The following is a 13,680-nucleotide window of genomic DNA, read 5'->3' as shown; positions in this document are numbered from 1 at the left end:
GGGCTTAGAAAGGCGCGTTAGCGCCGGCTTTGGTCAACTGAACACCGCGCTGGCCGTTGGGGCCGATCAGTTGGGCCTGGATTTTCTCGGTGCCCGGGAAGGCTTCGAATAGGCGGGCCAGGTCGAGCGCCTCAAGCGCGGCCGGCGTAGCGCAGTCGTAGCGGTATGCTGCGTGGATGTCGCTATGTTCATGTTCATGTTCATGTTCATGTTCATGTTTATGGTCTGCATGCGCGTCCTCGAAGAGCGGGCTTTCCAGCTCGGTCTTGGTCAGTGAGCAACCCGCGCTTGCCGGCAGGCCGAACAGGGTGTCGGGCTGCTGCAGCTGGCGTTGTGCGTCCGCAACGGCTTTCTTGTCGGCGTCGCTGCTTGGCATGTGCTCGAAACCGACCAGGTTCATTGCCGGGGTCCGCAGTTCGATTTCCAATGTCGAGCCATCGAGTGCGGCGTCCAGCTCCGCGGCGCCATGCTCATGGGCCCCTAGGCTGCCATGTTCGTCGTGATGGGCATGGTCGTGATCATGGCCATGCTCATGATTATGCTCAGCAGCTACGGCGAAGCTGGACAGCAACGCAAAGGGCAGGGCGATCAATAGCGGGCGCATGTATAACTCCAAAACGGGGGTGGAGTTACGTTATAACAAATGCGAGATCCGGCTGGCCAGCGTGGCGCAGCCCATGGGAGCATTCTGGTTCGCCGATGGGAGGGTTGGGATGATCAGAATACGCGGGCGGATTGGTGATTGGCCGGTGGATCTGGCTGTGGAGCTGGATGAGGGCGATTGGGATGAGCTGGCGCGACGGTTGCCGGCAAGCGCATCTCAGCCTGCCGAGCCAGTGAGGGCAGAGCCCGATCCGCTGTGGGCCGGTGCACAGCGGGTATTGCGTGAGGCTGGGAAAATGGACGGCCCGCAACTGCTGGCCGAGCTGCAGGCGCTAGCGGGGAGCCCGCAGGCCGGTAAGCGACTGCTGGTCCGCTTGCGCCACGCTGCCCAGGTGAAAGTGCACAACAGCGGCGACGCACCGCTGTACCAATGGCTCGAGCCGGAGACACCGGCTGACTAGAGCTGGCTGGCCTGGAAGGTATCGCAGCGCCCCGGCTCGCCGCTGTTAAAGCCGGTACGGAACCAGCGCACTCGCTGCGCCGAGGTGCCATGGGTAAAGGCATCCGGGACTACCCGACCTTGCGTCTGCTGCTGAAGGTTGTCGTCGCCGATTGCGTTGGCTGCGTTCAATGCCTCCTCCAGATCGCCTTCTTCGAGCCAGTCGTGGCGCTGCTGCGCATGATGCGCCCACACACCGGCTAGGCAGTCGGCCTGTAGCTCCTGGCGAACCAGCAGGCCGTTATCACCCTCCATGCGCTCGCCGCGCTGGCGGGCAGCCTGCATTTGTTGCGAAACGCCGAGCAGGGTCTGCACGTGATGGCCGACTTCATGGGCGATGACGTAAGCCTGGGCAAAATCGCCGGATGCTTGAAAGCGTGAAGCCATCTCATCGAAGAACTGCAAGTCCAGGTAAACCTGTTGGTCGCCCGGGCAATAGAAGGGGCCCGCCGCGGCATTGGCGAAGCCGCAGGCAGAATTCACGCCGCCGCGAAATAGAACGAGCGTGGGGTCGCGATACTGCTCGCCACCTTGTTTGAATAGCGCTCGCCAGGTGTCCTCCGTGTCGCCAAGAATGGCCTGGACGAACTGAACCTGCGGGTCGTCTCCAGCCGCCGGGCGCTCCTGCGTGGGCGGCGCACTGCCCTGGCTGGCCAACTGGCCGAGGATCTGCATCGGGTCCTGACCCGAAAGCAGGCCGATCACCACGACGATTGCTACGCCGGCGAGACTCAGCTTGCCGCCGCCGATTCCGCTGCGGCCGCGGGCGTCCACTACGTTGTCGCTGCGCCGAGCCTTGTTCCAACGCACGTCACGAATCCTTCTGTCTGAACGGTCCCTACTTCAGACCCGGCGGGCTGCCAGCAAATTCAGCTTGCCGGTAACTTTGCGCGACGAACGTTCAGCGGGCGGGATAGTCCGCCAGCACCTCTTCGGTGCCGTCCTTACCGAGGCCAATGACCTGATAGGCGTCCTGGCGGCCACCCATCTCCATCCCCGGCGACCCGGCCGGCATGCCTGGGACCGCTGCGCCGATCAGGTCGGGCTCGGCGCGCAGCTTGAGGATGTCCTGCGCTGGGACGTGGCCCTCGACGAACTTCCCGTCGATCACTGCGGTATGGCACGAGCCCAGGCGATGCGGTACGCCCAGGCGCTGCTTGACGGCTGCCATATCCGTTTCGACGTGATCCTCAACCACGAAACCGTTCGCCTCCAGATGCTTGATCCAGGAGGTGCAGCAGCCGCAATTGGCGTCGCGGTGCACGTCGATGGCAATGGGCTCGGCGGCCTGGGCGAGGCTGGTCAATAGGCTGATGACTAGAAGCAGGCGGCGCATGAGATTTCTCCATCGACAGATGCGCGCAGCTTACCTGCGCACCGGCCGTTACCCAAGCCGCGCCGGACGGACCGGCGCGGCGAACCAACGGCCTGAGATCCGGTCCGATTACCGTCGTGCTGAGCAGCCGTCATCAGGAGTGTTTTCGATGCGATTCGCCCGTTTCGTTCTCATCGCCCAAGCGCTGATCATGCTGGGTTTCAGCATCGCGTATTGGCTGCGTCCGTACGAAATGGCCAACCTGAACGGCATGCTGCTGATGGAAACGGCGTCGGTTAGCCACATGCGCGTCTATTACGGTGGGCTGCAGCTGGCGCTCGGGCTGTTCCTGCTGTGGGCGATACGGGTGCATGAGCATGCGCGGGCGGCGCTGGCCATGTTGGTGATCGTCATGCTCGCGCTGGTCGCCGGGCGCCTCGGCTCGTTGTGGCTCGACGGCGGCGACCTCGTTGGCTTTGACCTAGCCTCGCTCATCTATCGAGTGATCGCGGCGCTGCTGGCAGGTTTCGCTTTGCTGAAGCTACGCGCTGCCGCCGGTCCTGAGGCGGAGCCCGAACGCATCGAACCCGCAACGCGTCGGCTCGCGACCGAATCGCCCAAGCCCTTCCAGGTCGGCGATGTCCCATCTTCGCTCGATGCCGCCGAGCCTGCGGCGATCCCCGCTGACACCAGCCCGCAACCCTTCCGACGTGGCGACCCAGCGGGCTAGCGTGCCCCCTCAGCCAACTGCTCGTAGTCATGCGTTAGCTGTTCCATCTTGCGCAGCAGCGAATCGCTTGTAGTAACGATCACGGTCGGCACGAAACGCGACTGGTCCGCCAGGGTGAACCCCGCCCGCGCGAATCGCCATTGCGCCTCGACCTGCTCCAATTGGCGGATGACCGTTTGCGTGTTCTGCGGGGCCTGGCGCAGCTCATCGAGCCCGCGTTCGAACTCGCCGACTGCCGCCTCGAACTGCCCGGGCAGCGCCTCGTTGGGCAGCTTCCAGGCCATGGCAAGGTAAAGCATGGCGATCCGCTGGCTCAGCATGCGCTGACGGCCACTCCGGTTGACGAGTCGAGTAGATTGGTTGCCGCTCTCCCTTTCGATTGCCTGGACCAATGCTTCGCTATCGCCCAGAAAACGCTCGGCCAGCGCCAGCAGCTCGGCTGAGCGCGCCGGGTCCGGCGTTGTGAGCGCAAGCTGGCGATATTGCGCCCAGGTCTCGTTGGCCTTGGCCAGGGCGCGCTTGGTGCTGTCGCTGTTGGCATAGTCATCCAGTAGAAGCGCATTCTCCTCGACGGCTGCAACGCTTGTATCGAGTTGGTTGGCGGCCAACTCGACGCGCGTCTCGGTGCCGAGCATCAGGTAGCTACGGGCGATGCGTTGGCCCAACATGCGCTGCATGCCGGCGCGGTTGACGGCTTCAGCGTCGCTGATGGCGGCGTGTGCCGGCGCGCTGGCGAACAGCAGCGGCAGCAGAAGCGAGGCGGTGGCGAAAGTCTTGTTCATGACGTTGGCTCGTGTACATGACCGGGCGGTCGATGGGGCGGGACGATAGCCCCCCACGCCGTTTCGCCCTTGACGATGGTCAAGGGGCGTCGCTCGGATACCGCTGTTGCGCGTTCGCTCACAGCCCCGTTCGATGTACGGCTCGCGACGCGTGGTCGCAGCGGGGTGCGTATGGCCCCGAGAGCAGCTAGGGTGAGTTCCGACCCGGCTCCGCAGCCCCCTGGCGACGAGCCCTTCCCCTCGGAGAACACGCATGCCTCACCAAACTACGTCCACCAGCAGTTGTGGTTGCGACGGCACCGACCTGCGGCCCGTCGATGCGGCGATTACCGAGTTGCTTGGGCGCGTACCGGCGCCTCCACCGGTAGAACGGGTCGCTTTGCCCGACGCCCTCGGACGGGTGCTTGCCGAGCCGCTGGTCGCGCCCTTTGCCGTGCCTGCCTGGGACAACAGCGCGATGGACGGCTATGCCCTGTGCGCTGCTGATCTGCCGGCGGAGGGCGGCGCCCTGTTGTTGGCAGGCCGAGTCGCCGCCGGGGATGCAGCAGACGCCCAGCTACCCCATGGCCATGCGGTACGGATCTTCACGGGTGCGCCGTTGCCGCCAGGCGCCGATACGGTGGTCCCGCAAGAAAACTGCCGCCTCGAAGGCGATCGGGTGCTGTTACCGAGTGTGCGCGTAGGCGAGCACGTGCGGCGCCAGGGGGAGGAACTTCAACCTGGCAGCCCGGTGCTGGCTGCGGGGCAACGCATCCGCGCGCAAGAACTCGGGGTGCTCGCCAGCTTTGGTATCGACCGGGTCGCTGTGTATCGCCGCCTGCGGGTGGGTCTGCTGTCGAGCGGCAATGAACTGAGGGAACCTGGCGAGCCGCTGGCGCCTGGGCAGATCTACAACGCTAACCGCTACAGCCTGCTTGGCGTGCTGCGCAGCCTCGGGCTGGAGGTCCACGATTATCCGATCCTCGTCGACGAGTTGGCGGCCAGCCGTGACGCTTTGTCGTTGGCTGCTTCGGAATGGGATGTGCTGATCACCTCGGGAGGCGTGTCGGTTGGAGAAGAGGATCACCTCAAACAGGCCATCCGCGAGCTCGGCAAGTTGCACCTGTGGCGGCTGGCGATCCAGCCCGGCAAACCGCTTGCCTTCGGCGAAGTAGGGGGCAAACCCTGGATCGGCCTTCCTGGCAACCCGGCGGCAGCACTGATCACCGCGCTGATCGTCGCTCGGCCCTTTCTGCTTCGCGCTCAAGGGCGGCGCGACGTGCTACCGACGCCCATCCCGATGCCGGCGGGTTTCACCTGGCGCAAGGCCAACGGGCGCCGGCAGTACTTGCGAGCACGGTTGGAGGAGCGCGCGGGTGAGCTGCGTGTGTGCCTTCATCCAGGGCAGGGCTCGGCAATGCTGGCCTCCGCATGCTGGGCCGAAGGGCTGGCAATCATCGATTGCAACCGCACCCTGAACGAGGGCGAGCCGGTGGGTTACCTGCCATTCAGCGAGCTCTTGGCTTAAACCGTGACGCGGGTGCTTCTCAGCGACGCACCAACAAAACGCCCGACTCCATATGGTGGGTGTAGGGGAACTGGTCGAACAGGGCGCAGCGCTCGATGCGGTGGGTGTCGTGCAGCTGGGCAATGTTCTGCGCTAGGGTTTCGGGGTTGCAGGAAATGTAGAGGATGCGCTCGAAGCGGCGCGTGAGCTCGCAGGTATCCGGGTCCATGCCAGCGCGTGGCGGGTCGACGAACACGCTACCAAAGCTGTAACTCTTGAGATCGATCCCGGCCAGGCGGCGGAACGGCCGCACCTCGTTCAGTGCCTGTGTCAGTTCCTCGGCCGACAGGCGAACCAGGCTGACATTGTCGATGCCATTGTCATCGAGGTTAGCCAGCGCGGCGTTTACCGAAGACTTGCTGATCTCCGTGGCCAGCACCTTGGGAACACGGGTCGCCAGCGGCAGGGTGAAGTTACCGTTGCCGCAATACAGCTCAAGCAGGTCGTCGCTGCGTTCGCCTAGCACCTCAAACGCCCAATTCAGCATCTTCTGGCAGACCTCACCGTTGGGCTGGGTGAAGGCGCCCTCTGGCTGCCGGTAGCTGAAGGTGCGGCCCGCAACGGTCAGCTGCTCAGTGACGTAGTCGCGGCCAATGACGATGCGCTTGCCCTTGGAGCGCCCCACGATACTCACGCCAAGCTTCTCGGCGAGCTGTTCAGCTTCGGTCTGCCACGCGTCGTTCAACGGGCGGTGGTAGGCGAGGGTGATCAGCGCGTCGCCGGATAGGGTGGTCAGAAACTCGACCTGGAACAGCTTGAAGCTCAACGTCTCGCTGGCCTGCCAGGCGGCTTTTAGCTGCGGCATCAGCTCGTTGATGCGGCGGCTGGCAATGGGAAAGCTATCGATCAGGATCGGTGTGTGCTTGTCGCCCTGCTCGAACATCGCGTAATGACGTTGGCCGTCTTCGCGCCAAAGACGAAACTCGGTGCGCAGGCGATAGTGTTCACGTGGCGAGTCGAATATGTCTGGTGCGGGTGCGTCGAAGGGTGCCAGCAGTTCCACCAGCCGCGCGGCTTTCTCGGCGAGTTGGGCGTCGTAAGTGGCGGGGTCGAATTGCGGTGCGCTCATGAAATCTCTTGGAATGGTAGGTAAATCGTCGGGTGGATCGGGGCGCGCAGCTGGCGCGTGATCCATCCACCGTCGCCGTGTGAACGAGGTGGATGAAAAAGCGTCATCCACCCTACGGAACGTCAGCCGGTAAACCAGCCCAGCTTGACCACGAACAGAACCGACAGCACCCACATCGCTGGGCTCAGCTCGCGCCACCGGCCGGCCAGCAGCTTGATGGCGGTCCAGGCAATGAAGCCGAAGGCGATGCCATTGGCGATGGAGAAGGTCAGCGGCATCGCCAGCGCGGCGATGGCCACCGGCGCGGCGACGGTGAGGTCGTCCCAGTCGATGCCGGCCAGGCTGCTCATCATCAACACGGCGACGAACAGCAGCGCCGGTGCCGTGGCGTAGGCCGGGACGGCGCCAGCCAGCGGCGCGAAGAACAGGCTAAGCAGGAAGAGCAGCGCGACCACACAGGCGGTCAGGCCGGTGCGGCCACCGGCGCTGATGCCCGCCGCCGATTCGATATAGCTGGTGGTGGTCGAGGTGCCCAGCGCGGCGCCGGCCATGGTCGCGGTGCTGTCGGCCAGGAGGGCGCGGCCCAGGCGTGGCATGTGGCCGTCCTTGTCCAGTAGGTTGGCCTTTTGCGCCACGCCGATCAGGGTGCCGGAGGTGTCGAACAGGTCGACGAACAGGAACGCGAAGATCACGCTGAGCAGGCCGATGTCCAGCGCGCCGGCAATATCCAGTTCCATGAAGGTCGGCAGCAGCGAAGGCGGCATCGATACCACGCCTTTGAGCTCCGACAGGCCAAGGGCGATTGACAGCACGGTGACCAGGATGATGCCGATCATCACCGCGCCGGTTACGCGCAGATAGGCCAGCGCCGCGATCACGAAAAAGCCCAGGCACGCCAGCAGCGGACCGCCAGCGGTCATATCGCCTAGGGTCACCATGGTGGCCGGGTGGGCGACGACGATGCCCGACTTCTGCAGTGCGATGATCGCCAGGAACAAACCGATCCCCGCGGCGATGCCCGCGCGCAAGGCCAGCGGGATGCTGTGGATGATCCACTCGCGGATCTTGAAAATCGATAGCAGGAAGAAGATCGCGCCCGAGAGGAACACCGCACCCAGCGCGGTCTGCCAGGTGTAGCCCATGGTCAGCACGACGGTATAGGTAAAGAAGGCGTTCAGACCCATGCCCGGCGCCAGCGCGATTGGGTAGTTGGCGATCAAGCCCATCACGGCCGAGCCGATGGCAGCGGCCAGGCAGGTAGCAACGAAGACCGCGCCGTGGTCCATGCCCGTTTCGGCGAGGATGCTCGGGTTGACGAACAGGATGTAGGCCATCGTCAAAAACGTAGTGAGACCGGCGAGGATCTCGGTGCGCACCGTGGTGTTGTGCGCCTTGAGTTGGAACAGCTTCTCCAGCATGGTCAATCCTCTCGTGTGCCGGTCGTTGGCGGGCGGCGTTGGCTGCCTCTGGCGGGCAGTGGTTCGTTACAGCAAAGCCCATCGGGGCGTGTGCCGCAAAAGCCGCGCATCTTACACCGCCCCCGCGGCAGGTTGAATTTCCGAGCGGCTGACCGGCCGGTTCCGCAGCAGATCGGGCCTGTGGCTCGGCGTCGCAGCGCGAACTAACCCATTGCGGAGCCAGTCATTGAAAGCATGCCGGTGCATCCGGCACCTGTTGCGATTTCACGAGGAAGACGATGGACAGTGTCGATCTGGGCGTGCTGCGCCGCGCCCGCGACTGGCTGCGTGACGGCCACCGCGTGGTGCTTTACACGGTGCTCGAGACCTGGGGCAGCGCACCTCGGCCCGTCGGAGCGCTGCTGGCGCTACGTGAAGACGGCCGCGTCGAGGGCTCCGTCTCAGGGGGGTGCGTCGAAGACGACCTGCTGGCGCGACGCATGGCGTCGACTGAGCGTGGCGAGGGCTGCCAACTGGTCACTTACGGGGTGAGCAAGGAAGAGTCGGCGCGTTTCGGGCTGCCCTGTGGCGGCACCTTGCGCCTGCTGGAAGAGCCGCTCGTCGACGCGCATTGGCTCGATGAACTGCTGCAACGCTGTGCCGCTCATGAGCGGCTGGTGCGTTGCCTGGAGCTGGCCACCGGGCACGTTCACCTGGAGCCGGCCGAGCGAGGCGCCCAGCTGCAGTTCGACGGCACGACGCTGCACGCGCCCTTCGGTCCTACCTGGCGGCTGCTAATGATCGGCGCCGGCCAACTGTCGCGCTACACCGCCGAGCTGGCGGTAAGCCTGGGCTTCGAGGTGCTCATCTGCGACCCACGCGAGGGCTACGACCACGACTGGAGCGACACGCAGGTGCGCTTCATCCCGGGTATGCCAGACGATGCCGTGCTCGCCATCGAGCCGGATGCGCACACCGCCATTGTCGCGCTCACCCATGACCCTCGGCTGGACGACATGGCACTGCTCACCGCGTTGCAGTCCGATGCCTTTTACGTTGGTGCGTTGGGCTCGCGGGTCAACAGCGAAAAGCGCAAGTCGCGCTTGCTCAGCCTCGGCCTCAGCGAACGAGACGTCGCCCGGCTGCACGGCCCGATCGGACTACCGATCGGCAGCCGCACACCAGCGGAAATTGCGTTGTCACTCATGGCTCAAGTGGTGGCAATCAAGAACGGTGTGCGCGTCGCGCCCGTGGCCGAGGCGCGCCGTTGTGCCTGAGGCCCTCTGCACGCTGGTTCTGGCGGCCGGGCAGGGCAGCCGCTACCGCGAGCGCAGCGACGAAGACAAGTTGCTCGCCGGCTGTACATCAGCGGCCGATGCCGAGCCGATCCTGGCGATGACGCTTCGCGCCCTGTCCGGCATTGCCGAGCGCATGCTGATCGTCACGCGCGCAGACAACCATGAGCTTCGCGCGTGGCTCGAGCGCGAGGCACCGGCCTACGGTGCCAGCGTGCTCGTGATCCGCAGCAATGGGTTGGGACACAGCCTGGGTCAGGCCGTGTCGAGTTGCGAGACTCGCCGTGGTTGGCTGGTCGCGCTCGCTGACATGCCCTATGTCCGGCGAGACACCCTCGAACGCCTCGCCGCCGCGATCCAGCCTCAGCGCCTGGTCGTGCCGGTGTACCGGGGGCAACGGGGCCATCCGCGAGGCATTGGGGCTGATTTTGGTGCGTTGCTGCGGGTGTTGTCTGGGGACCGGGGCGCGCAGGCGCTGTTCGATAGCCCTTCGGTAATCGAGATCGAGGTAGACGACCCGGGCGTATTGCACGATATCGACCGACCTGAGGATCGCCTGCCCGGTTGATACACATGCTCGCGCCAAGGGTCAGCCAGGCAGGCTGAACGTTTTTTCCGCCAGGGTAGTCGTACCCCTAGGCGCACGGAAAGCGCATCGAATGCCTGAGGTCTTCGGTGATCCTGCACAGAACAGGCGCACGAAGCCCCCCAAACCGTGAGGCTGCCATGAGCGAAACGTCTACCGCTGCAGGTGGGATTTCCGCCTGTTCCATCACCCTCCAACTGAACGGCCAGCGCCGGGAAGTCGAGGTCTATCCCTGGACCACACTGCTCGATCTGCTGCGTGAGCAACTGCACCTCACCGGCACGAAGAAGGGCTGTGACCACGGCCAGTGCGGTGCCTGCACCGTGCTGCTCAACGGCAAGCGCATTAACAGCTGCCTGACGCTGGCCGTGATGCATGACGGCGCCAAGCTGACCACCATCGAAGGGCTGGCAGAGGGCGAGGAACTGCACCCGATGCAGGCCGCCTTCGTCAAACACGACGCCTTCCAGTGCGGCTATTGCACGCCCGGGCAGATCTGCTCGGCGGTGGGGATGGTGGCCGAAGGGCGCGCAGAATCCCGCGATGACCTGCGCGAACAGATGAGCGGTAACGTCTGCCGCTGTGGCGCCTACCCGAACATCGTCGCAGCCATCGAGGAAGCGACCGAGGAGACGCGTGAACGGCTCGCGGGTGCGAAGGAGGTGACGCCATGAACCCCTTCAGCTATGCACGCCCAAGCAGTGTCGTAGAAGCCATCGGGCAGTTCCGCCCGGACAGCCGTTACATCGCCGGTGGCACCAACCTGCTCGACCTGATGAAGGAAAACGTCACGCGTCCGTCGCAGCTGATCGACATCACTCAGCTGCCCCTGGCCGACATCGAAGAGACTGACGACGGCGGCCTGCGTATCGGGGCGTTGGTCAGCAATGCGGATCTGGCCTGGCATCCGCTGGTGGAAGCCCGTTACCCGCTGCTGTCCCAGGCGATCCTGGCCGGCGCCTCGCCGCAGTTGCGCAACATGGCCACCACGGGCGGCAATTTGCTGCAGCGCACCCGTTGCTATTACTTCTACGACGCCACTACGCCGTGCAACAAGCGCGAGCCCGGCACCGGCTGCTCGGCGCGCGATGGGCTCAATCGCATCCACGCGATTCTCGGCCACAGCGACGCCTGCATCGCGGTGCATCCGTCCGATATGTGCGTAGCTCTGGCGGCGCTGGAAGCCGTGGTGCACGTACAAGGGCCGCACGGCGAGCGGCGTATCCCCATGGCCGAGTTTCATCGCCTACCGGGCCAGACGCCGGAAGCCGACAACACGCTGGTCGACGGCGAGCTGATCACTGCGGTGGAGCTGCCGGCACAGGATTTCTCTGCACACAGCAGCTATCTGAAGGTTCGCGACCGGGCCTCGTACGCCTTTGCGCTGGTGTCGGTTGCGGCTGCATTGGACATGGACGGCGGGAACATCCGCAGCGCCCGCATCGCCATGGGGGGTGTGGCCCACAAACCCTGGCGCAAGACCGAAGCGGAGTCCGTGCTGGTCGGCAAGGCGGCTGACGAAGCCGCGTTCACCGCCGCTGCCGATATCCTGCTCCAGGGTGCCAGTGGCTTCGAACACAACGCGTTCAAGATCGAACTGGGCCGGCGCGCCATTGTTCGCGCCCTGACCGACGCCGCCAAAGGAGCCGCCCAATGAAGCCAGCCAATTCCCCTTTCGGCCAACCGCTCAACCGCGTCGACGGGCCGCTCAAGGTGACCGGCCAGGCGCACTATGCCGCCGAGTTCGATGTGCCCGGCCTGCTCTACGGCAGCGTGGTCAACAGCAGCATCGCCCGCGGGCGGATCGTCAGCATCGACGCCAGCGCAGCTGAAGCCGTCCCAGGCGTGGCGCTGGTATTGACCCACCAGAACCGTCCCCCGGTCGCCAGTTATGACGACCCCTACGAGGACGACGATGCCGCAGATGGATCGCCGTTCCGCCCGCTGTTCAACGATCGCATCCTCTACAGCGGCCAGCCGATCGCCTTGGTGGTTGCGGAAAACCTCGAGCTGGCGCGTTACGCCGGCAGCCTGGTACGTGTCGAATACGAGCGCGAGCCCCATCGCACCGATCTGCTCAGCGAACTGGAAACCATGCACAAGGCGCCGGCCGAGCTGCCGCCGCCCCGTGGCGACGTGGACAGTGCCTTGCGCAGCGCAACCGTGCGGGTCGATGTCGAATACACCACACCGGTCGAGCACCACAATCCGATGGAGCCCCATGCCTCCACGGTGCATTACCTGCCCGAAGGCAATCTGGAGATCTACGACAAGACCCAGGGTGTGCAGAATTGCATGCGCTACTTGGAAAACGTGTTCGGGATGGAAGGCAAGATCCGCATCCTCTCGCCCTTTGTCGGCGGTGCTTTCGGCTCCGGTTTACGTCCGCAGTATCAATTGCCGCTGGCGGTAATGGCTGCGCTCAAACTCAAGCGTTCGGTGCGGGTCGCGCTCAAGCGCCAGCAGATGTTCACCTTCGGCTACCGGCCGCGCACGGTGCAGCGCCTGTCCATCGGTGCTGGAGCGGATGGCCAGTTGCAGGCGATTACCCACCAGGCCATCGGCCAGACGTCCTCATTCGAAGACTTCACCGAGCATGAGGTGGAGTGGTCAGGGATGCTCTACACGTGTCCGAATGTGAAGCTGGATTATCAGCTGGTGCCGCTGGACGTCTACACCCCGCTGGACATGCGCGCACCGGGCGCAACGATCGGCGTTTTCGCGCTGGAGTGCGCCATGGACGAGTTGGCGTACGCCGCGAAGGTCGATCCGCTGGCGCTGCGTCTGACCAACTATTCCGAGCGCAACGGTAATGAGGACAAACCCTACTCCAGCAAGGAGCTGCGTAAGTGCTACGAGCAGGGCGCCGAGCGCTTTGGTTGGTCGCGCCGCTCCATGGAGCCGCGCTCCATGCGTGACGGCAACCAGCTGATTGGCTGGGGCATGGCGACCGGCGTCTGGGAGGCCATGCAAATGCCAGCCGCCGCCAAGGCCTGCCTGGGCCCCGACGGGCGGCTGGTGGTTAGCAGCGCGACATCGGATATCGGCACCGGCACCTATACCGTCATGACGCAAATTGCGGCTGCGGCCATGGGCATGCCGATGGAGCGCGTGGAGTTTCGTCTGGGCGATTCGAGCCTGTCGCAGGCACCGCTGGAAGGTGGCTCCTTCACGGTATCTTCGGTCGGCACTGCGGTGGAACAGGCTTGCGAAGCGTTGCGTCAGAAGCTGCTGGACGCAGCCCAGCAATCGCCTGTCTCGCCCTTTACAGGGGCGAAAGCGGAGGACGTGGAGTTTGCCGATGGGCAGATGCGTCTGAAAGCAGCGCCTGACAAGTGCGTCGACCTGGAACAGATCGTTGCGGTCAGCGGTGAGCTGGAGGCTGAGGTCAGCGCCAAGCCCGGCGAAAAGCGTAACGGCTACTCGACGGCGACGCATTCGGCCATCTTCGTTGAGGTGCGGGTGGACGAATCGCTGGGCACCGTGAAGGTCAGCCGGGTGGTGAGCGCGGTTGCTGCCGGACGGGTCGTCAACCCGAAAACGGCAGGCAACCAGATCGCCGGCGGCGTGGTGTGGGGCATCGGCCAGGCGCTGCACGAGGAGACCATGATCGACCACAACCTGGGTCGCTACATGAACCACAACCTGTCCGAGTACCACGTGCCGGTGAATGCCGACATTGGCGAGATCGATGCCTTCTTTGTCGAGGAGAAGGACGAGATCGTCAACACGCTGGGTTCAAAAGGCGTGGGTGAGATCGGCATCGTGGGTGTGGGCGCTGCGGTGGCCAATGCGATCTACCACGCGACGGGGAAGCGGGTGCGGGATCTGCCGATCACCATGGACAAGCTGTTGTAA

The 13,680-nt window shown here is 64.7% G+C and carries 14 protein-coding genes; 8 read left to right on the top strand and 6 right to left on the bottom strand.

The window, feature by feature from the left end:
- Nucleotides 1–4 precede the first annotated feature (4 nt).
- Nucleotides 5–604, bottom strand: a complete 600-nt coding sequence (locus M1D78_RS17690; protein ID WP_437421289.1) for a DUF2796 domain-containing protein — start codon at nt 602–604, stop codon at nt 5–7.
- Nucleotides 605–713: 109 nt separating this feature from the next.
- Between M1D78_RS17690 and M1D78_RS17685 the strand changes: the two genes are divergently transcribed.
- Nucleotides 714–1,064 carry a hypothetical protein gene (locus tag M1D78_RS17685; RefSeq protein WP_437421288.1) on the top strand — a complete coding sequence of 117 codons (351 nt, stop codon included), beginning with the start codon at nt 714–716 and terminating at the stop codon, nt 1,062–1,064.
- On the opposite strand, the gene ypfJ is transcribed toward M1D78_RS17685, so the two are convergent.
- Together ypfJ and M1D78_RS17675 are read right to left on the bottom strand one after the other, a co-directional pair.
- The gene (ypfJ, locus tag M1D78_RS17680) at nt 1,061–1,912 is read right to left on the bottom strand and encodes a KPN_02809 family neutral zinc metallopeptidase (RefSeq protein ID WP_437421287.1); all 852 of its coding nucleotides are present in this window, start codon (nt 1,910–1,912) and stop codon (nt 1,061–1,063) included. The two genes, M1D78_RS17685 and ypfJ, sit on opposite strands and share 4 nt — an antisense overlap.
- Before the next feature lie 91 nt (nt 1,913–2,003).
- Entirely contained in the window at nt 2,004–2,438 is a 435-nt protein-coding gene (locus M1D78_RS17675; RefSeq protein ID WP_437421286.1) for a DUF411 domain-containing protein, read from the bottom strand.
- 148 nt (nt 2,439–2,586) lie between these two features.
- Between M1D78_RS17675 and M1D78_RS17670 the strand changes: the two genes are divergently transcribed.
- On the top strand, nt 2,587–3,147 hold the full coding sequence (locus tag M1D78_RS17670; protein ID WP_437421285.1) for a DUF4345 domain-containing protein: 561 nt from the start codon (nt 2,587–2,589) through the stop codon (nt 3,145–3,147).
- Here the strand turns inward: M1D78_RS17670 and M1D78_RS17665 are convergent.
- Entirely contained in the window at nt 3,144–3,929 is a 786-nt protein-coding gene (locus tag M1D78_RS17665) for a type IV pili methyl-accepting chemotaxis transducer N-terminal domain-containing protein (protein ID WP_437421284.1), read from the bottom strand. The genes M1D78_RS17670 and M1D78_RS17665 overlap by 4 nt on opposite strands.
- A 253-nt stretch (nt 3,930–4,182) precedes the next feature.
- Between M1D78_RS17665 and M1D78_RS17660 the strand changes: the two genes are divergently transcribed.
- The gene (locus M1D78_RS17660) at nt 4,183–5,436 is read left to right on the top strand and encodes a molybdopterin molybdotransferase MoeA (RefSeq protein WP_437421283.1); all 1,254 of its coding nucleotides are present in this window, start codon (nt 4,183–4,185) and stop codon (nt 5,434–5,436) included.
- A 19-nt stretch (nt 5,437–5,455) separates the two neighbouring features.
- On the opposite strand, the gene trmA is transcribed toward M1D78_RS17660, so the two are convergent.
- Nucleotides 5,456–6,544 (bottom strand): tRNA (uridine(54)-C5)-methyltransferase TrmA, encoded by a 1,089-nt coding sequence (gene trmA, locus M1D78_RS17655; RefSeq protein ID WP_437421282.1) that lies wholly within the window; start codon nt 6,542–6,544, stop codon nt 5,456–5,458.
- Between the two features lie 122 nt (nt 6,545–6,666).
- Nucleotides 6,667–7,962: an NCS2 family permease gene (locus M1D78_RS17650; protein ID WP_437421281.1), complete on the bottom strand. Its 1,296-nt coding sequence runs from the start codon at nt 7,960–7,962 to the stop codon at nt 6,667–6,669.
- Nucleotides 7,963–8,240: 278 nt separating this feature from the next.
- Between M1D78_RS17650 and M1D78_RS17645 the strand changes: the two genes are divergently transcribed.
- From M1D78_RS17645 to M1D78_RS17625, 5 genes are all read left to right on the top strand, one after another.
- Complete coding sequence (locus tag M1D78_RS17645; RefSeq protein WP_437421280.1) at nt 8,241–9,218, top strand: XdhC family protein; 978 nt, start codon at nt 8,241–8,243, stop codon at nt 9,216–9,218.
- Nucleotides 9,211–9,804 carry a nucleotidyltransferase family protein gene (locus M1D78_RS17640; protein ID WP_437421279.1) on the top strand — a complete coding sequence of 198 codons (594 nt, stop codon included), beginning with the start codon at nt 9,211–9,213 and terminating at the stop codon, nt 9,802–9,804. The genes M1D78_RS17645 and M1D78_RS17640 overlap by 8 nt, the downstream gene beginning before the upstream one ends.
- A 158-nt stretch (nt 9,805–9,962) precedes the next feature.
- Nucleotides 9,963–10,496, top strand: a complete 534-nt coding sequence (locus M1D78_RS17635; protein ID WP_437421278.1) for a (2Fe-2S)-binding protein — start codon at nt 9,963–9,965, stop codon at nt 10,494–10,496.
- On the top strand, nt 10,493–11,479 hold the full coding sequence (locus M1D78_RS17630) for an FAD binding domain-containing protein (RefSeq protein WP_437421277.1): 987 nt from the start codon (nt 10,493–10,495) through the stop codon (nt 11,477–11,479). The genes M1D78_RS17635 and M1D78_RS17630 overlap by 4 nt, the downstream gene beginning before the upstream one ends.
- A complete protein-coding gene (locus M1D78_RS17625) occupies nt 11,476–13,680 on the top strand; it encodes a xanthine dehydrogenase family protein molybdopterin-binding subunit (RefSeq protein ID WP_437421276.1) in 2,205 nt (734 codons plus the stop codon). Before M1D78_RS17630 ends, M1D78_RS17625 begins: the two co-directional genes overlap by 4 nt.

Source organism: Pseudomonas sp. SA195, assembly GCF_054131565.1.
This window is presented reverse-complemented; position numbering and strand designations above follow the sequence as displayed.

Coding starts and splice junctions, on each gene's coding strand:
- M1D78_RS17690 (WP_437421289.1), bottom strand. CDS start 604: ATGCGCCCGCTATTGATCGCCCTGCCCTTTGCGTTGCTGTCCAGCTTC.
- M1D78_RS17625 (WP_437421276.1), top strand. CDS start 11,476: ATGAAGCCAGCCAATTCCCCTTTCGGCCAACCGCTCAACCGCGTCGAC.
- M1D78_RS17630 (WP_437421277.1), top strand. CDS start 10,493: ATGAACCCCTTCAGCTATGCACGCCCAAGCAGTGTCGTAGAAGCCATC.
- M1D78_RS17665 (WP_437421284.1), bottom strand. CDS start 3,929: ATGAACAAGACTTTCGCCACCGCCTCGCTTCTGCTGCCGCTGCTGTTC.
- M1D78_RS17685 (WP_437421288.1), top strand. CDS start 714: ATGATCAGAATACGCGGGCGGATTGGTGATTGGCCGGTGGATCTGGCT.
- M1D78_RS17645 (WP_437421280.1), top strand. CDS start 8,241: ATGGACAGTGTCGATCTGGGCGTGCTGCGCCGCGCCCGCGACTGGCTG.
- trmA (WP_437421282.1), bottom strand. CDS start 6,544: ATGAGCGCACCGCAATTCGACCCCGCCACTTACGACGCCCAACTCGCC.
- M1D78_RS17650 (WP_437421281.1), bottom strand. CDS start 7,962: ATGCTGGAGAAGCTGTTCCAACTCAAGGCGCACAACACCACGGTGCGC.
- M1D78_RS17635 (WP_437421278.1), top strand. CDS start 9,963: ATGAGCGAAACGTCTACCGCTGCAGGTGGGATTTCCGCCTGTTCCATC.
- M1D78_RS17675 (WP_437421286.1), bottom strand. CDS start 2,438: ATGCGCCGCCTGCTTCTAGTCATCAGCCTATTGACCAGCCTCGCCCAG.
- M1D78_RS17670 (WP_437421285.1), top strand. CDS start 2,587: ATGCGATTCGCCCGTTTCGTTCTCATCGCCCAAGCGCTGATCATGCTG.
- M1D78_RS17660 (WP_437421283.1), top strand. CDS start 4,183: ATGCCTCACCAAACTACGTCCACCAGCAGTTGTGGTTGCGACGGCACC.